General features: G+C 32.1%; 20 protein-coding genes and 1 other RNA gene. 11 read left to right on the top strand and 10 right to left on the bottom strand.

All coding sequences use genetic code 11. From position 1 onward, the window contains the following. The first annotated feature begins 93 nt into the window (after nucleotides 1–93). Together NAT47_RS11165 and rsmD are read left to right on the top strand one after the other, a co-directional pair. The gene (locus NAT47_RS11165) at nucleotides 94–903 is read left to right on the top strand and encodes a DUF3822 family protein (protein ID WP_250582778.1); all 810 of its coding nucleotides are present in this window, start codon (nucleotides 94–96) and stop codon (nucleotides 901–903) included. Continuing rightward, nucleotides 900–1,478 (top strand): 16S rRNA (guanine(966)-N(2))-methyltransferase RsmD, encoded by a 579-nt coding sequence (gene rsmD, locus NAT47_RS11160; protein WP_250582776.1) that lies wholly within the window; start codon nucleotides 900–902, stop codon nucleotides 1,476–1,478. Before NAT47_RS11165 ends, rsmD begins: the two co-directional genes overlap by 4 nt. Before the next feature lie 7 nt (nucleotides 1,479–1,485). Here rsmD and rnpB read toward each other — a convergent pair. Beyond that, nucleotides 1,486–1,809: RNase P RNA component class A (gene rnpB, locus NAT47_RS11155), an RNA gene on the bottom strand. 120 nt (nucleotides 1,810–1,929) lie between these two features. Here rnpB and NAT47_RS11150 point away from each other — a divergent pair. The 3 genes from NAT47_RS11150 to NAT47_RS11140 all read left to right on the top strand — a co-directional run bounded on the left by NAT47_RS11150 (nucleotide 1,930) and on the right by NAT47_RS11140 (nucleotide 4,092). Beyond that, the gene (locus NAT47_RS11150) at nucleotides 1,930–2,238 is read left to right on the top strand and encodes a hypothetical protein (RefSeq protein WP_250582774.1); all 309 of its coding nucleotides are present in this window, start codon (nucleotides 1,930–1,932) and stop codon (nucleotides 2,236–2,238) included. 94 nt (nucleotides 2,239–2,332) lie between these two features. Continuing rightward, nucleotides 2,333–3,406, top strand: a complete 1,074-nt coding sequence (gene dnaX, locus NAT47_RS11145; protein ID WP_250582773.1) for a DNA polymerase III subunit gamma/tau — start codon at nucleotides 2,333–2,335, stop codon at nucleotides 3,404–3,406. Between the two features lie 317 nt (nucleotides 3,407–3,723). After that, nucleotides 3,724–4,092, top strand: coding sequence for a DNA polymerase III (locus tag NAT47_RS11140; protein ID WP_250582771.1), 369 nt, complete (start codon nucleotides 3,724–3,726; stop codon nucleotides 4,090–4,092). A 19-nt stretch (nucleotides 4,093–4,111) separates the two neighbouring features. Here NAT47_RS11140 and NAT47_RS11135 read toward each other — a convergent pair whose 3' ends face one another. The 4 genes from NAT47_RS11135 to pdxH form a co-directional block, all read right to left on the bottom strand. Next, complete coding sequence (locus NAT47_RS11135; protein WP_250582769.1) at nucleotides 4,112–5,002, bottom strand: Ppx/GppA phosphatase family protein; 891 nt, start codon at nucleotides 5,000–5,002, stop codon at nucleotides 4,112–4,114. Between the two features lie 10 nt (nucleotides 5,003–5,012). After that, complete coding sequence (ppk1, locus tag NAT47_RS11130) at nucleotides 5,013–7,097, bottom strand: polyphosphate kinase 1 (RefSeq protein ID WP_250582767.1); 2,085 nt, start codon at nucleotides 7,095–7,097, stop codon at nucleotides 5,013–5,015. Further along, a complete protein-coding gene (locus NAT47_RS11125) occupies nucleotides 7,078–7,581 on the bottom strand; it encodes a SixA phosphatase family protein (RefSeq protein ID WP_250582765.1) in 504 nt (167 codons plus the stop codon). Before NAT47_RS11125 ends, ppk1 begins: the two co-directional genes overlap by 20 nt. Nucleotides 7,582–7,646: 65 nt before the next feature. Beyond that, entirely contained in the window at nucleotides 7,647–8,291 is a 645-nt protein-coding gene (gene pdxH, locus NAT47_RS11120) for a pyridoxamine 5'-phosphate oxidase (RefSeq protein WP_250582763.1), read from the bottom strand. Between the two features lie 116 nt (nucleotides 8,292–8,407). Between pdxH and NAT47_RS11115 the strand changes: the two genes are divergently transcribed. Genes NAT47_RS11115 through NAT47_RS11105 form a run of 3 tightly spaced genes read left to right on the top strand, consistent with a single transcriptional unit; the run spans nucleotide 8,408 to nucleotide 9,865 of the window. Continuing rightward, nucleotides 8,408–8,950 (top strand): RNA polymerase sigma factor, encoded by a 543-nt coding sequence (locus NAT47_RS11115; protein ID WP_250582761.1) that lies wholly within the window; start codon nucleotides 8,408–8,410, stop codon nucleotides 8,948–8,950. A gap of 30 nt (nucleotides 8,951–8,980) precedes the next feature. Continuing rightward, nucleotides 8,981–9,403: a hypothetical protein gene (locus NAT47_RS11110; protein ID WP_250582759.1), complete on the top strand. Its 423-nt coding sequence runs from the start codon at nucleotides 8,981–8,983 to the stop codon at nucleotides 9,401–9,403. A 12-nt stretch (nucleotides 9,404–9,415) separates the two neighbouring features. Beyond that, on the top strand, nucleotides 9,416–9,865 hold the full coding sequence (locus NAT47_RS11105) for a sensor of ECF-type sigma factor (protein WP_250582757.1): 450 nt from the start codon (nucleotides 9,416–9,418) through the stop codon (nucleotides 9,863–9,865). A gap of 39 nt (nucleotides 9,866–9,904) precedes the next feature. On the opposite strand, the gene NAT47_RS11100 is transcribed toward NAT47_RS11105, so the two are convergent. After that, complete coding sequence (locus NAT47_RS11100) at nucleotides 9,905–10,927, bottom strand: WD40/YVTN/BNR-like repeat-containing protein (protein ID WP_250582755.1); 1,023 nt, start codon at nucleotides 10,925–10,927, stop codon at nucleotides 9,905–9,907. 156 nt (nucleotides 10,928–11,083) lie between these two features. Here NAT47_RS11100 and NAT47_RS11095 point away from each other — a divergent pair, with 156 nt between their 5' ends. From NAT47_RS11095 to NAT47_RS11085, 3 genes are all read left to right on the top strand, one after another. Continuing rightward, nucleotides 11,084–12,247, top strand: a complete 1,164-nt coding sequence (locus NAT47_RS11095) for a hypothetical protein (protein ID WP_250582753.1) — start codon at nucleotides 11,084–11,086, stop codon at nucleotides 12,245–12,247. A gap of 73 nt (nucleotides 12,248–12,320) precedes the next feature. Next, nucleotides 12,321–13,538, top strand: coding sequence for an RsmB/NOP family class I SAM-dependent RNA methyltransferase (locus tag NAT47_RS11090; protein WP_250582751.1), 1,218 nt, complete (start codon nucleotides 12,321–12,323; stop codon nucleotides 13,536–13,538). Between the two features lie 3 nt (nucleotides 13,539–13,541). Next, nucleotides 13,542–14,636 carry an endonuclease gene (locus NAT47_RS11085; RefSeq protein ID WP_250582749.1) on the top strand — a complete coding sequence of 365 codons (1,095 nt, stop codon included), beginning with the start codon at nucleotides 13,542–13,544 and terminating at the stop codon, nucleotides 14,634–14,636. A 102-nt stretch (nucleotides 14,637–14,738) separates the two neighbouring features. On the opposite strand, the gene NAT47_RS11080 is transcribed toward NAT47_RS11085, so the two are convergent. The 4 genes from NAT47_RS11080 to pfkA form a co-directional block, all read right to left on the bottom strand. Then, a complete protein-coding gene (locus tag NAT47_RS11080) occupies nucleotides 14,739–15,110 on the bottom strand; it encodes a methylglyoxal synthase (protein ID WP_250582747.1) in 372 nt (123 codons plus the stop codon). A 35-nt stretch (nucleotides 15,111–15,145) separates the two neighbouring features. Further along, nucleotides 15,146–15,997, bottom strand: a complete 852-nt coding sequence (locus NAT47_RS11075; RefSeq protein ID WP_250582745.1) for an N-acetylglucosamine kinase — start codon at nucleotides 15,995–15,997, stop codon at nucleotides 15,146–15,148. A 73-nt stretch (nucleotides 15,998–16,070) separates the two neighbouring features. Further along, nucleotides 16,071–17,081 (bottom strand): type I glyceraldehyde-3-phosphate dehydrogenase, encoded by a 1,011-nt coding sequence (gene gap / locus NAT47_RS11070; RefSeq protein WP_250582743.1) that lies wholly within the window; start codon nucleotides 17,079–17,081, stop codon nucleotides 16,071–16,073. 25 nt (nucleotides 17,082–17,106) lie between these two features. Further along, the gene (gene pfkA, locus NAT47_RS11065) at nucleotides 17,107–18,093 is read right to left on the bottom strand and encodes a 6-phosphofructokinase (protein WP_250582741.1); all 987 of its coding nucleotides are present in this window, start codon (nucleotides 18,091–18,093) and stop codon (nucleotides 17,107–17,109) included. Between the last annotated feature and the right edge of the window lie 24 nt (nucleotides 18,094–18,117).

Genomic DNA, 18,117 nt, shown 5'->3' with positions numbered 1-18,117 from the left:
GCTGTAAAAGTTATAATTTGATAATAATTATATCTTTAACCTTTCCTAAATGAATTATTTAATTGATAAATTTGTTCTTCAAAGAAAATTATGATGTCATCAAATAACGATATTACTCAAAAAACCTATAAAAAATTATCGATTCAAGTTTCACTGAATGGAATTTCTTTTTGTATTTTTGATTTGATATCAAACAAAGTGATTACTACAATGGCTATTCCCTTTGAAAAAAACAAAGTGATAGAAGAACAATTGTGGAGAACTTTTGTAGACTATCCTATTCTTACAAAAACATTTGATGAAGTTATCGTTATTCATGATAACAACTTGAATACGTTTGTGCCTACTTCTTTATTTGATGCTCATTTTTCAGCAAGTTATTTGCAATACAATACTAAAGTTTTTGAAACGGATTTTTTTACTCACGATGTAATATTTCCATATGAAATTAATAATGTTTATGTTCCATTTATTAATATCAATAACTTTTTGTTAGACCAATATGAGACATTTGAGTACCAAAATGCCAATTCTATCTTAGTAAAACAACTTTTGGATTTGTCTAAAAATAAAGAAGAAAAGCAAGTATTTGTCCATCTTCAAAAAGAGCATTTTGAAATTGTTGTGGTGAAAAACCAACAATTACTATTTTTTAATTCGTTTCAATATCGCACACCAGAAGATTTCATTTATTTTATTTTATTTACGTGCGAACAACTGCAATTAAATCCTGAAACTATTTCCGTTCAACTTTTTGGAAATTGTTCAGAAGAAGATCCTTTTTTTAAAATTGCATACCAATACATTAGAAATTGTACTTTACTTGATGTTTCAAACAAAGCTTCAATTTTAGAGGTATCTTCAGTACAATATAGAAATCACTTTATACTTTATCATTCATGAGAATTATCTCCGGAAAACACAAAGGACGCCGTTTAGTAGCACCAAAAAACTTACCTGTTCGCCCTACAACCGATATGTGCAAAGAATCTTTATTCAATATTTTGAATAATTACTTCAATTTTCACGGATTAAAAATTTTAGATTTATTTGCAGGAACTGGTAACATTAGTTACGAATTTGCTTCTCGAGGTGCTGGACCTATAACTAGTGTTGATGGAGATATGGGTTGTGTGAATTTCATAAAAAAAACTGCAACAGAATTAGATTTAGATATTAGTGTTATAAAAAGTGATGTTTTCAAATTTTTAGAAAAAAGCAAAGCGAGTTATGACATCATTTTTGCAGATCCACCTTATGATTTGAGTCAGGAAAACTTTGAAAAAATCATTGAACTAATTTTTGAAAACGAACTTTTAGACAAAGAAGGAATGTTAATTGTAGAACATTCAAAGCATACCAAATTGGACCATTTATCTAATTTTTCATTTTCTAAAAGTTATGGCGGTTCAGTATTCTCATTCTATGAATTTGAAAGTGAAGACGAAGAGGAAATAGAATTTGAGGACGAAGGTTGATAATCCTAAAAAAAGCAGACCTGTAAGCCGGATTCTGTCTCCAATAAATCGGAGCCTTATCATTTATCTAAACTAAACATTACTGCTTAGCTTAAGCTGCCTACCCTTCAGCATCGGACGAGTAGCCCTTATTTTGATTACTCAAAAACTGCTGATATACTTGGCATTTCACCGCATAGAGTTTACCTGGTTTCACTACAGCATTACCTGTACATACTTTCTGTTGCACTTGTCCTCACCTTTCGATGGATGGGCGTTACCCACTATGCTACTCTTTGGTGTCCGGACTTTCCTCTCCTATTTTCATAGCAGCGATAAGGCGGTCTGCGCTGCAAATTTACACTTTTAAATTATTAAAGCTGAAATTAAAAATCTTTTATCATTATTTAACTATCAGCAATTGTATTTTTTTGTAAATTTATAAATCCTAAAAATAATAATCTACAGTCTTATGTCTACTATTTATCACTACGCATCCATGTCTGAAGCATTACAAAAATTAAAAGAAAAAGGGTTCACATTTGATTACAATAAAAATATTGAAGATATTATTTTACACCCCGAAAATTATTCCATACATCACGTTTTTCATTATGAAGGAAATTCTAACCCAGATGACCAAGCTACAGTTTATGGAATTGTTTCTAAATATGGTTTAAAAGGAGTTTTTGTAACAGGAACGGCTGCAAATTCTTCCCATGATCATGCTTCATTCATATCAAACTTAAATGTTAAAGATAAGAAATCAACGAGTCTATAGCTGTTGGGAAATTGTGAATAAGTTTTAGTAGTTTTAAGAATCTGTATTTGTTTTTTGATATTTCCCAACCTATATTTGTGTTTCAATAGAATATATGGAACAATTTATAGTATCTGCTCGAAAATATCGTCCTCAAACATTTAAAGATGTTGTGGGCCAGCAGGCTATTACCAATACTTTGTTGAATGCTATTGAAACTAATCACTTAGCACAAGCCTTATTATTTACCGGACCTCGTGGTGTAGGAAAAACAACTTGTGCTCGTATTTTAGCACGAAAAATCAATCAAGAAGGTTATGATGATCCGTATGAGGATTTCTCTTTTAACGTTTTTGAATTAGATGCGGCTTCTAACAATGGTGTTGATGACATTAGAAGTATTATTGACCAAGTAAGAATACCTCCACAAACTGGAAAATACAAAGTATATATCATTGACGAGGTGCATATGCTTTCTCAAGCCGCTTTCAATGCCTTCTTAAAAACATTAGAAGAACCACCAAAACACGCTATTTTCATTTTAGCAACTACCGAGAAACATAAAATTATCCCAACGATTTTATCGCGTTGTCAAATTTTTGATTTCAAAAGAATTACGGTTAAAGATGCCAAAGAACATTTAGCTGAAATCGCTAAAGAACAAGGAATCACCTTTGAAGATGATGCTCTTCACATTATTGCTCAAAAAGCAGATGGTGCTATGCGTGATGCTTTGTCTATTTTTGACCGAGTAGTTTCCTATTGCGGAAAAAACCTTACTAGACAAGCGGTTACCGAAAATTTAAACGTGTTAGATTTTGAATATTACATCAAAATCACCGATTTAATTTTAGAAAATAAAATTCCAGATTTGCTTTTAGCTTACAATGACATTTTAGCAAAAGGTTTTGATGGACATCATTTTATTGCTGGTTTGGCTTCGCACTTTAGAGATTTATTGGTTTGTAAAAATCCGGCTACTTTGCCTCTATTGGAAGCAGGTGAACATGCTCAAAGTTTATATGCTGCACAGTCTCACAAAGCGATGCACGATTTCTTATTAAAAGGAATTGAATTAGCAAATGAATGCGACTTAAAATATAAAGTCAGTCAAAATCAGCGCCTTTTAGTTGAACTTTGTCTAATGCAATTAGCCTCTATCACTTTTGATGGAGAAAAAAAAAAGTAGCTAAATTTATTATTCCAGCTACTCATTACAAGAACAACTCCTACTCTATTTCAGAAGTTTCCACGTTAAAAACTCAAGTTCCGACTGACGAAATCAAACCAGTTGTAAAAACAGAACCAAAGGTAGAGCCTATCGTTTCCTCAATTCCAGAAGTTCAAAATGAAGTAGTTACTCCAATTGTTTCTGAAATTCCAAAACCTATTTTAACCAATTTAAATCCGACAGGAACTAAAGTTTCAGCTCTTTCTTTAGCAAGTGTTAAAGCTAAAAAAGAATTAGAAGCCCAACAACACACCTTTCAAAGACAGCGCGAGGAATTGCCAGCTGAGGCATTTAACGAAACCGATATGTTATTGCAATGGAATAAATTTGCACAAAAAATGGTAGATAGCGGAAAGCGTCTTATGGCTACTTACATGCAAATGAACGATCCCACGCTTGAAGGTACAAAAATTACGTTAGAACTTCCCAACCAAAGTACAAAAGAGGAGTTTTTAGCAGGTTCAATTGAATTATTAGGCTATTTAAGAGGCAAATTACATAACCACGATATTACCATTGAAGTTGTTGTAAATGAAACTACTGAAAATAAATACGCCTTCACCCCACAAGAAAAATTTGAACGTTTAAAACAAATTAATCCGGCTTTAGATTTATTGAGAAAGACGTTTGATTTGGATGTTTAATTAATTCATTTTTTTTAGATCAAATCCTACCATAATACATCGCTTTCACGATACCATCTGATAATCCGATTTTTGGTACGTAAATATGACGAGCTCCACTCCATTTCATAGCGTTTAGATAGATTCTTGTTGCTGGTATAATTACATCGGCGCGGTCTGGATTTAAACCTATTTCGGCAATTCTTTGTTCGTATGTCATGCTGTTCAATTTTTGATATTGCGAACTTACATACACATATGAAAGTGGTTTATCTTGTTGTTTTTCAGACAATTTGAATAATTTATTTATATTTCCACCAGAACCAATTAAGGTAATATCTTCAAAAGGTTCGGTGTTGGTTTTAATCCATTTTTCAATTTCTTGCCAAACAACATCGTTTACCATGTTATTCAACAAGCGAACGGTTCCGTTTTTGAACGATTTGGATGCAATGATCTTTCCTTCGTAGAATAAAGAAAATTCGGTACTTCCACCGCCAACATCAACGTATAAGTAAGCCTTGTCAGTACTAATAAATTGTTTTAAATCGGATGCAGCAATGATAGCGGCTTCTTTTTTACCATCGATGATATCAATTTTAATATCGGCTTTCTTTTTGATGATTTCGACTACTTCTTTACCATTGTATGCCTCACGCATAGCTGATGTAGCACACGCTTGATATTTTTCTACCTTATGAACTTTCATTAATAATTTAAAGGCTTTCATGGCGTCAATCATCCTATCGATATTTTCTTCGGTAATTTCGCCCACAGTAAAAGCATCTTGTCCTAAACGAATAGGAACACGAACTAAGGAACTTTTATTAAATTGTGGCGCTTGACCTTCTTGCTCTACAATATTGGTAACCAATAAACGCATAGCATTGGAACCAATATCTATAGCTGCATATTTTTTTATTGTAATCATCTGTAATAATTTATTGCACGCTTTCGGCAATTACGTCTAATTTGTTTTGATAATAATTATACATTTCTTGTTGTGCTCTAAACGGTTTTTCGTCTCCACGTTTTCTGTAACGATTTAATAAATCTGCCGAATGAATGCGTGCTTTTACATTAGCTTTCCATCCAATTTCAAATGTATCGATTAATTCTTGTTTGATTTCTGGATCGTAAATTGGACATGTAACTTCTACTCTAGCATCTAGATTTCGCGTCATAAAATCTGCTGACGAAATAAAAACTTCAGGATCACCTGCATTTCCAAAAATATAAATTCTTGAATGTTCTAAATAATTATCTACGATGCTGATGGCTTCAATATTTTCACTTAAATCTTTAACTCCTGGTATCAAACAGCAAATACCTCTAATAATCAATTGAATTTTAACACCGGCTTGGCTTGCTTCATATAATTTATCCACCATTTTAAAATCAGATAAACTATTCATTTTCAGCTTGATGTATGCTTCTTTTCCGGAAAGTGCATTTGAAATTTCGCGCTCGATTAGTTTATTGAAACGACTTCTCGTATAATGTGGAGATACAATTAAATGCTTGTAACGATGTACTCGATAATTCACATCAAAAAAATCAAAAATTTTAGCGGCATCTTTTAGAATTTCATTTTTACTGGTAAAAAGAGTTACATCAGTGTAAATTTTTGCCGAATTTTCATTGAAATTTCCAGTTGAGATAAATCCGTAACGTTTTACTTTTCCTTCTTCAATTCTTTCTATGACGCAAACTTTGCTATGAACTTTCAAGCCTTTAACTCCAAAAATTAGTTCAATTCCTTCTGTTTGCATTTGTTCAGAATAAGAAATATTACTCTCTTCATCAAAACGTGCTTGTAATTCAATTTGAACCGTAACTTTTTTTCCATTTTTAGCTGCATTGATCAGTGAACTAACGATTTGTGAATTCTTAGCCAGTCGGTATAAGGTAATTTTGATTGAAACAACTTTTGGATCTAAGGCAGCTTCGCGCAAAAACTTGATGATATAGGAAAAAGATTGATAGGGTGCATAAAGTAAATAATCTTTCTTTTTTATACGCTCTAAAATACTTCCTTCAAGTGATAAACCTGGAACGGGTAAGGGTAAATTTTCTCTGTATAATAAATCGTATCGTCCTAAATTTGGGAAACTCATGTAATCTCTACGATTGTGATATCTTCCTCCGGGAATAATACTATCTGAGCTCAAAATATTCATTCCTTTAAGGAAAAACTCTAGCGTATCTTTCTCTATTGCCTGATCATAAACAAAACGAACAGGTTCACCTACTCTTCGTTCTTTAACCGAATTAGAAATTTTTTCCATCAAACTTTTACTCAAGTCACTATCAAATTCCAATTGTGCGTCTCGAGTAATTTTTATCATATGAGCCGAAATACATTTGTAATCAAAAATATTAAATATGCTATTTAGATTAAGACGAATAACGTCGTCCAAAAGAATAATATACTGTTTTTCAGAAATTGATGGAAGTACTACAAAACGGTTAATGGTGTTTGGAATTTCTATAACCGCATACTTTATTTCTTCTTCTGAAGAATTTGATTTCATAACTAATTTAATGGCCAAATAACCCGAAGTATCCTTTAATAACGGAAATTCCTCCAAATCATTTAACATGATTGTTACTACTGAAGGTGCTACTTTTTGAATAAAAAAATCATGAATAAAACTTTCTTGGTCTTTGGTAACTTGTTTTTCATTAATAATAAAGATATTTTCTTTTTCAAGTTTTTTTTCAATTTCACTTAAAATACGAAGACTTTCAGATTGTTGTTCAATAACAATATCTGTAATCTCTTTTAAAAGCTGTTCAGCAGGCAAACCAAGGATTTTTTCAGTTTCGTTGTTTTCATGCCTTAATCGTCTAATTGCTGCATATCGAACTCTAAAAAATTCATCTAAATTGTTTGAAAAAATTCCTAGAAAACGAAATCGATCCAACAATGGAACATTTGCATCATTGGCTTCTTGAAGCACTCTTGCATTAAATGTTAACCAACTTTTTTCTCTATCTATGTAATTATTTGTGTGATTGTTCATTTTTAAACTGACTTGGAAATAATGTTGCTATAGTTTGTCCATTTGAAATCGTATTCCAATCATCAGTATCAAATTGCAAAGCAACAACACCCGATGTTGGGACATTATTTATGTAAAGGTCTCCAAATTTATTAACAAATTTTGTAATAGCTTCATTATGTCCGAAAAGAATTAAAATAGCGTGTGAATTTTCACAATTTTTAACACTTTTCTCTAAATCTCTAACGTTAAAAGTATACAATTCTTCTTTAAAATGGATATTATCAAAACCCAAAGGTAAATATTCAGAAAAAATTAAAGCCGTTTGTATAGTTCTTGTTGAAATACTACACCAAACTGTAAACGAATGCGCAAGATTTAATTGTAAGTGTGAAGCAACTAAATGAGCATCTTTTTGACCTCTCTTTGAAATCGGTCGGAACTTATCTTCAAGCGGTTCATCCCAACTTGATTTTGCATGTCGAATTAAAAAAATAGTTTTCATTTTTACAAGATACACCAAATTTTAAAAATGAAAAAAAGAATATTTAGCTAATGAAAACAAAACAATTATGGTGATAATCGCTCTATTTTCCAATCATAATCATTCGTTAATTGATAACGAATTCTATCGTGTAAACGGTTAGGTCTTCCTTGCCAAAATTCTACTTCAACAGGACGAACCAAAAAACCACCCCAATGTGCCGGACGCAAAATTTCTTTTCCCTCCCATTCTTTTTCTAACTGTTTTAAATTATCTTCTAAAAATTCTCTACTAGGAATAACTTCACTTTGCGGTGAAACTATAGCTCCTAATTTACTTCCATCTGGACGCGATGCAAAATAATTATCAGAAACATTTTCTGGAGTTTTCTCCGCAATTCCTTTTATAATGATTTGACGTTCCACTGTAGGCCAAAAGAAAGACAAACAAATATGTGGGTTATTTAAAATGGCTTTCCCTTTTTCCGAATTATAATTGGTGTAAAAAATAAAACCTTCTTCATTAAACTTTTTAAGCAATACTACACGCGCCTTTGGAAAACCATCTAAACCAATTGTAGTTACGGTCATCGCATTCACTTCTTCGGCTGCGTTTAACTCTTCGGCTTCGTAAAACCATCGATGAAATAAATTAATTGGATCTTCCGGAATTTGGTTTTCCAATAACTCGCTCTTTTCGTATGATTTTCTATAATTGCTTAAATCTTTCATAATAACAGTTGTTTCAACAAAGCAAAGTTACAAAGGGAAACTCGTTTTTTTACTAAAACAAAAATTAAAATTAAACCTTTTTGAATATCTTTAGTCTTATAATCAAATTCAGCATTTTGCAAGACGAAAAAGCTTTCATTTCCGAATTACTAAACCCGAAAACGCAAAATGAAGCGTTTAGAAAGCTATTGCAATTGTATCAAAAACCTTTGTATTATCACATTAGAAACATGGTTTTGAGTCACGATGATGCTGATGATGTGCTGCAAAACACATTTATAAAAGTATTTGGAAATCTAAAAAATTTCAAAGGCGATAGTAAATTGTATTCTTGGATGTACCGAATTGCAACTAATGAAGCCATTACTTTTATGCAACAACGAGCAAAGAAACAAGGAATTTCAAACGAAGAAGCCCAACAAAAAGCCGTGAATAAACTAGAAAGTGATGTTTTTTTTGATGGCGATGAAATTCAACTGAAATTACAAAAAGCCATCGCTACTTTGCCTGAAAAGCAACAATTGGTTTTTAAAATGCGCTATTTTGAAGAATTAAAATACGAAGAAATGTCGGAAATTCTAGAAACTTCGGTGGGTGCTTTAAAGGCGAGTTACCACATTGCAGTTAAGAAAATTGAAGATTTTTTACATACACATTAAACCTTTACCAATAATTTTTGTCCAATAGATATGAAACCTTTTGATTTAGAAAATAAAAACGAAATAAAATCGGGATTTAAAGTTCCAGAAAATTACTTTGAGCAATTCGAAGCTAAAATGATGGCCCAAATTCAACCAGAAAAAGAAACCAAAGTAGTGTCTATTTTTTACAGAAAACAAGTTTGGATGAGTGCGATTGCTGCTGTTGTTTTACTTGCTATTGCAATTCCGGTTTATTTTAACATGGCGAATAGCAATAATTTAGATGCAACTACTATTGAAATGTATCTTTCACAACAACAAGGAATTGGCATCACAGAATTATCCAAACACTTAACTGACGAAGACATTGTCGCTTTAGAACAAAATTTATCAATAAGTGAAACAAATTCAGATGAAGTTGAAGCATATTTATCAGAAACCGAAAATTTAGATTATTACATAAACGAATAAAAATACAATACAATGAAAACGAGATTTATTTATCCTCTAGTATTTTTACTAATTTCTTCATTATCTTTTGCTCAAGATTATAAGGAAAGAAGAGAAAAAGTAAAAGCTTTAAAAGTAGCTTTTATCACTGAAAAATTAGAATTAACAACGGAAGAAGCTCAAAAATTTTGGCCAATATACAATGCTTTCGATGAAAAACAAGCTGAATTACGTCATGAAAAAATGCGCGCTATTCTGAATCGTTTTAAACCAGGAAATGTTGAGAATTTAAGTGAAAAAGAAGCCTCTGCTCTATTGATACAAATGGAAAAAATTGAAGAAGATTTATTCAGTTTGAGAAGAAAATTCATCAAAGATTTACAAGGCGTTGTAAGTGCTAAAAAAATCATCAAACTAAAAAAAGCAGAAGAAGATTTTAATAGAGAATTATTAAAACAAATGCGAGAAAAACGAAAAGGATAATAAGATTATAAAGCGCTCAAAAATTAATGAGCGCTTTTTTTATTGAATTTCAAATCGAACCAACTTATTTCTTCCGGTTGCATAAAACACTTTTTCGGATTCAAATCTGAAAGTAAAAAAATCTTTATCATCAGAAAATTTTGTCCAACTTTTGCCAAAATTATCCGAGTAAAACATTCCTGTTCCACCAACAGAAATGATTTTCTTCCATTTGCTATTCGGAACAAATTGTACACAAGAAGCGTAACCAAAAGCTTCTTTCTCAGCGATTAATTTCCAAGTTTTTCCACCATTTTTAGTAAAGGCTTTGTTAGCCCAATTTTGGTCTTGCTTTTCGTAATTTCCACCAGCAATTATTCCAATTTTTTCATTGTAAAAGTCGGCTGTAAAAATTCCTGTCATGGTTTCGCCTTGAACTAATGGTGTTTCATAAACGTTCCAAGTCGCTCCAAAATCATCCGAAACAAAAACTCTCGATTTCTTTCCACCCGAAACCATAAAAATCGATTTTCCTTTTACAATCAAATTTGTATTACTAGTAGCAAAAGCGGCCTCACCTTCTGAAACTTTTGGTAACACATCGCAATTTACTTTTTGCCATGTTTTGCCTCCATCAGTAGTTTTTATGAAAGCTAAACAGTTTTCAATTGGGTCACCCATGGCAAATCCGTTTAAATCATCCACAAATTGCATACTATCATAAAAAACTTTTTCGTGTTCTTCTTCATAAACAACAGTTTCTTCCAAAGTTTTCTTGTCAATACGAATCAACATCGCTGGATTTCCTATCGCTAAAATAAAAATGGCTTTTTTTGTTCCTGCTATACTTCTAAACTCAGTAGTTCGGGGAACGGATTGAATTTCTTTTATGATTGTGGTATCTTTCTTTTTATCATAAAATCCGTAACGACCTTTATCCATTCCCATCCAAACTTTTTCATCGTCAACTAAAATAGCTCTGCAACTCAATTTAGTTTCGAGAATAACTTCTGATTTAAATTTTTTATTTTGAGCTATTCCTGAAATACTTATAAATAATAGAAATAAATAAATCGTCTTCATTGGATAGGTTTTATTTTCAAATATAATGGAAATATTGTAAAGGAAAAACATAATTTATAAGTAACTAAAAATCAATGATTTAATTGCATTTAAAAAATTTTGGCACAGTAATTGGATAACTAAAATAGAAATAAGAACCCTAAAAACGAATATATTATGAAAACGAAATTGATACATCTGAGCTTACTGGCTTCATTGACGATAGGTTCTCTTTTTGCGCAAGAAAAAACTACGGTTACAGCAAAAAATTCGGATATCAGCGACAACTTAGATTTAAGAGCGGTTGCGACTGTCTTTGGTGATGCAAAAGATTTGGAAGATTTTGAGAGAAGATTAAATGATCCTAAAACTCAAATCTCTAACTTAGATTTGAATAACGATAATTATGTCGATTATTTAAGAGTTATTGAAACGGTTGAAGGAAACGTGCATTTAGTTGTGGTTCAAGCAGTTTTAGAAAAAGATGTTTTTCAAGATGTGGCAACCATTGAAGTAGAACGAGACCGAAACAATCGAGTACAAGTACAAGTTGTAGGTGACGTTTATATGTATGGTGCTAATTATATTTACGAACCTGTTTATGTGCATACTCCGGTGATTTACACTACTTTTTGGGTAAGCAATTATCGTCCGTATTATTCATCTTGGTATTGGGGTTATTATCCAAGTTATTACTACTATTGGAATCCATTCCCAATTTTTAGATACAGAAATCACATTCATGTTCATATTAACTTTGGTCACAGTTATCATTATGTAACACACAGAAGATGTGCTGCCGTTTATAACAACTATTATGGAAGAAGAGGAAATGGTTATGAAAGAAGATATCCAAATCGTTCCTTCGCTCACCGAAATGCAGGATATTCAAACCGTTATGAATTAGATTCAAGAACAAATATCAGTTCACCACGTAATAGAAGTGAAATAACTTCAAACTCACCAAGAGGAAATCGTGAAACGAGAGCAATTGAAGGAAGTTCACCAAGAACTAGACCTGAAACTTCTTCTCCAAGAAACAACGGAACTAGAGAAAATTCTGGAACTCGAGTTACCACAGAAAACAGAGGAAATTCTCCAAGAGTAACTACGGAAAATAGAGGTCGAAATGAAGGTCCAAGATCAAATGGTGGAAGAGAGTTTTCAGAAAATATAAACAAATCTCCAAGAGAAAGAGGAACTGTTTCAAGCTCAGGAAACAGAGGAAATTCGGAATACAGAGGAGGTTCTTCAAGAGGTAATTCACAACCAAGAAATAGTACTCCAAGAGGCAACTCAAACTCAAGAGGTTCCGAAGGAAGAGGAAACGGAAGAGGATAAATATTAAAGCTGTCAAATTTGGCAGCTTTTTTTATTTTTATTCGTATCTTTGCAGGCTGATTTAAAATAAATAATGAGATTACACAGAAATTTAGTGTTCACAACAATCGATTCGCTAATGGCGATTTTTAACGAAGGTGAATACGCTGATAAAGTGGTTGCTAGAGCACTTAAAAAAGACAAACGTTGGGGAAGTCACGATAGGAAATTCGTAGCCGAAACCATTTACGAAATCGTAAGATGGAAACGTTTATATACTGAAATTGCAGAAGTTAAAGAACCTTTTGATCGAGATAAAATTTGGAGAATATTTGCGGTTTGGGCAGTATTAAGAGGTTATAACCTTCCCGATTGGAAATATTTTGAAGATACACCAGTTAGAAGAATCAAAGGAAAATTTGATGAGTTAACTAAAACCAGAAAATTCAGAGAATCGATTCCAGATTGGATGGATGAATTGGGTGTTAAAGAATTAGGTGAAGAAGTTTGGACTAAAGAAATTGCAGCTCAAAACGAGCAAGCTAAAGTAATTTTAAGAGTTAATAAACTTAAAACTACCAAAGAAAAATTAAGAGCCATCTTAATGGATTTGAATATTGAAACTGAGTTTCACAAAGATTATCCAGATGCTTTAATTTTAACAGAAAGAGCTAATGTTTTTTTAACAGACGCTTTTAAAGATGGATTGTTTGAAGTACAAGACGCTTCTTCTCAATTGGTAGCTTATTTCTTGGATGTGCAACCAGGAATGCGCGTTGTGGATACTTGTGCTGGTGCTGGTGGAAAAACGTTGCATTTGGCTTCCTTAATGGAAAATAAAGGCCAATTAATTGCTATGGATTTATATGAAAGTAAGTTAAAGCAATTAAAAATTCGAGCCAAAAGAAATGGCGCTTTCAACATTGAACCTAGAGTTATTGAAAGTTCAAAAACAATAAAAAAATTACACGAAAAAGCCGACAGAGTTTTAATTGATGCACCTTGTAGTGGTTTAGGTGTTTTAAAGAGAAATCCAGATAGCAAATGGAAATTACAACCTGAATTCATAGATAACATCCGTAAAGTTCAGGCAGAAGTTTTAGAAAATTATTCAAAAATTGTAAAACCTGGTGGAAAATTAGTTTATGCTACTTGTTCTGTATTACCATCAGAAAATCAAGAACAAGTTAAGCATTTCTTAAACACAGAAATTGGAAAAGAATTTAACTTTGTTAAAGATCAAAAAGTCTTAGCAAGTGAAAGTGGCTTCGACGGATTTTACATGGCATTATTAGAAAGAAAAAATAAATAGTTTATGAAAAAGAACTTTACCTTAATAGCGTTTTTATTGTGTTCAGTTATAGGATTGGCACAAATTCCTTCGGGATATTACAGTAGTGCTACTGGAAGTGGTTATACTTTAAAAACACAGTTATTTAATATAATAAAAGGGCATACTGATCTAGGATATGCTGGTTTATATGTGACTTACACTACTTCTGATATTGATTTGTATTATGAAAATAATGGAACCATGTTAGACATGTATACCGAAAATCCGACAGGTCCAGATACTTGTGAATATACTTATGGTGTAAATCAAGATGATGGTTCTGGTGGTACTGCAGAATGTCAAAAATACAATAGAGAACATATAGTTCCACAATCTGTATTTGGTTCAGCTACACCAATGTACTCAGATGCACATTTTGTAGTACCATCTGATAAATATGTAAACGGTCAAAGAGGGAATGATCCGTTTGGTAGAGTAAATGTGCCAACTAACACATATTCTAATGGTTCAAAAAAAGGAAATAATTTAAATTCAGGTTATTCAGCTGGATATTCAAGCATTGTTTTTGAGCCTATCAATGAATTTAAAGGTGATATTGCAAGAATGTTTTTCTATTTTGCAACAAGATATGAGAATCAGGTAGCAGGATGGTCATATCCAATGTTTAATGGTACTTCTAATCAAGTGTTCACTAATACGTTTTTAAACATTTTAATTACTTGGCATAACAATGATCCTGTAAGCCAAAGAGAGAGAGATAGAAATAATGCTATATATGCACGTCAGAACAATAGAAATCCTTTTATTGATCATCCTGAATATGTATGTCAAATATACCCAACACAATGTGCTACATTATCATCTGATAATTTTATTTTAGAAAATGTTGTTTCAATTTATCCAAACCCAGCTGTGAATTACGAAATTACTATTTCATCTGAAGTTGAATTAAATTCAATTGTTTTATACAACATCAACGGACAAATTATTCAAGAAATTAAAAATCCAACACGAATTGATAATTCTTATAAAGTTAATAATTTACAAAGCGGTTTTTATTTAGTTCAATTAACTTCTGAAAATGCTACAACGTCTAAAAAAATTATTGTAAATTAATAAAGATAAATATTAAATAAAGAAAATCCCATCAATTTTTTGATGGGATTTTCTTTATCATCTTAAGTTAATTAATTTATAAACAGTACTGATATAGAAATATTAATACTCATCTAACCCCAATAACAACAACTGTGCTGTAGCTTCATTGGTAGCCAAGGGTACGTTGTGAACATCGCAAATGCGAATTAACATATTAATGTCGGCTTCATGAGGGTGACTAGAATTAGGATCTTTAAAAAATAAAACCATTTTAGTTTTTCCTTCAGCCACACGTGCCGCAATTTGAGCATCACCTCCTAGTGGACCAGAAAGCATTTTTTTTACTTTAAAACCAGCCGCTTCCGCCCTTCCTCCTGTAGTACCAGTAGCAATGATTTTTAATTTTTCTTTTGACAAAATGGCTTTATTCTTATTTAAAAACTGAACCATGTCTGCTTTTTTTCCGTCGTGGGCTATGATGGCTATTTCCATAAAAAAATAATTCTTAACAAATATAGAAAGAAAAATTATTTATTCAATATGTGATAAGAGATAAGTCCATCAATGGGTCTTCGTAATATATTACCAACGGTAATATCATGTTTTTTCAAAATCTCAGTCAACTCATCTTTTAAATAAAAAGCAATAGAACCAATAAAATGAACAGGAACTTCTCTGTAATTTTCAAATTGTTTGATATAATTATCTACAAATGATTCCATTTCTTCCTGAATCATTTCTTTACAGATTTGTTTATCCTTATGCTTAATCAAAAATTTTGCGAAAGTTGCTAAAAAAGCATTTGGATTGGGTTCTTTATAAAAATTATGTTTGATAAAATCAGCATCAACGTTATATTCATTTTCAAATTCTAAAGCCATTTCTTTTGGCATTTTATTAAAATAGTACGCTCGAATCAGGTGACGTCCAAATCTATTTCCAGAACAATCATCCATTGCAATATAACCTAATGATTGTACTTTTTGATGTAAAACCTTTCCATCAAAATAACTACAATTTGAACCTGTACCTAAGATACAAACAATAGCTTTTTCATCTTTTGGAGTAGTAGCATAAACAGCAGCATAAGTATCTTCGTGAACTACAACAGTAGCATTTTTAAAATATTCTTGAAAAACTAAAGCTAAGAAGTCTTTCATTCGGTCAGTTCCACAGCCTGCTCCGTAGAAGAATAAGTGAGTTGCTTTGTCTCTATTGTGCGAAATATCAAACTTATCTTCTAATCGATTTACAATTTCTTCTTTGTTTAGAACTTCAGGATTTAATCCTAGAGTTTGAGTAGTGAATAATACTTTACCATTATCATCAATTGCAATCCAATCGGCTTTAGTAGAACCACTGTCAACAAGTAATTTCATTTAGTTAGTGTTAGTTTATTTTAAAAATAATCCCGCACAAAAATGCTACGGGATTATCAATAAGAGAAATATTTTATTTTAAACCTGCAATATGTACCGATAAATCAATTAATTTACTTGAATAACCATATTCGTTATCGTACCAAGAAACCAATTTAAAGAAAGTAGAATTCAACCCGATTCCTGCTTTGGCATCAACAATAGAAGTTCTTGAATCTCCAACAAAATCTTGTGAAACCACATCATCTTCTGTAAATCCTAAGATACCCTTCATTGAAGTCTCAGAAGCATTTTTAAGTACTTTCATGATATCTTCATACGTTGTTTCTTTGGCTAATTTAACAGTTAAATCTACCACTGAAACATCAACTGTTGGTACACGAAAAGACATTCCTGTAAGCTTTCCGTTTAATTCTGGTATTACTTTACCTACTGCTTTTGCAGCTCCAGTCGATGATGGAATAATGTTTACACTCGCAGCTCGTCCACCTCTCCAATCTTTTTTTGAAGGACCATCAGCTACCATTTGCGTTGCTGTTGATGCATGAACAGTTGTCATTAAACCTTCAACAATTCCGAAGTTATCGTGAATTACTTTAGCTAATGGTGCCAAACAGTTTGTTGTACAAGATGCATTAGAAACAATAGTATCTGTAGCTTTTACTTCCGCATGATTTACTCCCATGACAAACATTGGAGCATCTGCTGAAGGAGCAGAAATTACCACTTTCTTAGCGCCACCATCAATATGAGCTTGAGCTGTTTCCAAGGTCGTGAAAATTCCCGTACATTCTGCTACTACATCGACATTTACACTTGCATCATCCCATTTGATTAATTTTGGATCTCTTTCTGCTGTAACACGAATAAACTTATCATTAACATATAATTTTCCATCTTTCACTTCAACTTTTCCATTAAAACGACCATGAACTGAATCATATTTTAATAAATATGCTAAATGTTCTACATCTAATAAATCGTTGATAGCTACTACTTCTACGTTATCTCTGTTGAATGTTTCTCTAAATACAATTCTACCGATTCTTCCGAATCCGTTAATTCCTAATTTTACTTTTGACATTTTATATTTTTTATTGCTTAATTTATTATGATGATACGATATCGGAGACTTTTACTAATTCCATATCGATTTTACTTTGCCCTTTGATGGCTTGTTCTAAAGGTGTTAATGTAATTTTATCTTCATTTAAACCTACCATGTAGTTTGATTTTCCTTCTAACAAGGTCTCAACTGCCTTTACTCCCAATCTTGAAGCCAAAACACGATCAAAACAAGATGGAGAACCACCACGTTGCATATGTCCTAAAACAGAAACACGAACATCGTATTCAGGCATGTTTTCCTCAATGTAATCTTTCAGTTCAAAAACATTTTTACCAATTTTATCCCCTTCTGATACTACTACAATACTTGAAGTTTTACCAGAACCTTTACTCCTTTTTAAAGAATCTACAAGACGATCTAAACCAAAATCTTCTTCTGGAATAAGAATTTCTTCCGCTCCAGCTCCAATTCCTGCATTTAATGCGATATGTCCAGCATCTCTACCCATTACCTCTACAAAAAATAATCGGTTGTGTGAATTAGCGGTATCTCTAATTTTGTCAATGGCATCAATTACGGTATTTAAAGCCGTATCATAACCTAATGTATAACTTGTACCATAGATGTCATTGTCAATGGTTCCTGGAATTCCAATTACAGGAAATCCGAATTCTTCATTGAAAATTTCAGCACCTGTGAAACTTCCATCACCACCAATAACTACAAAAGAATCAATACCAGCAGTAACTAAATTATGATAGGCCTTTTTTCTTCCTTCTTTTGTCTTAAAATCAACAGAACGTGCCGATTTCAAAATAGTACCTCCTTTATTAATAATGTTTTTAACATCTCGAGGTCCCATTTCTTTGAAATCACCTTCAATCATACCTTGGTATCCTCTATATATTCCAACACAATCTACATTATAATAAGCACAAGCTCTAACAACTGCTCTGATAGCAGCATTCATTCCTGGTGAATCTCCCCCAGATGTTAAAACACCTACTTTTTGTATTTTTTTTGACATGGATTTTATTTGTTTATGTAAATT

It is taken from the genome of Flavobacterium fragile, assembly GCF_023634865.1.
In the GTDB taxonomy this organism is placed as follows: domain Bacteria; phylum Bacteroidota; class Bacteroidia; order Flavobacteriales; family Flavobacteriaceae; genus Flavobacterium; species Flavobacterium fragile.
This window is presented reverse-complemented; position numbering and strand designations above follow the sequence as displayed.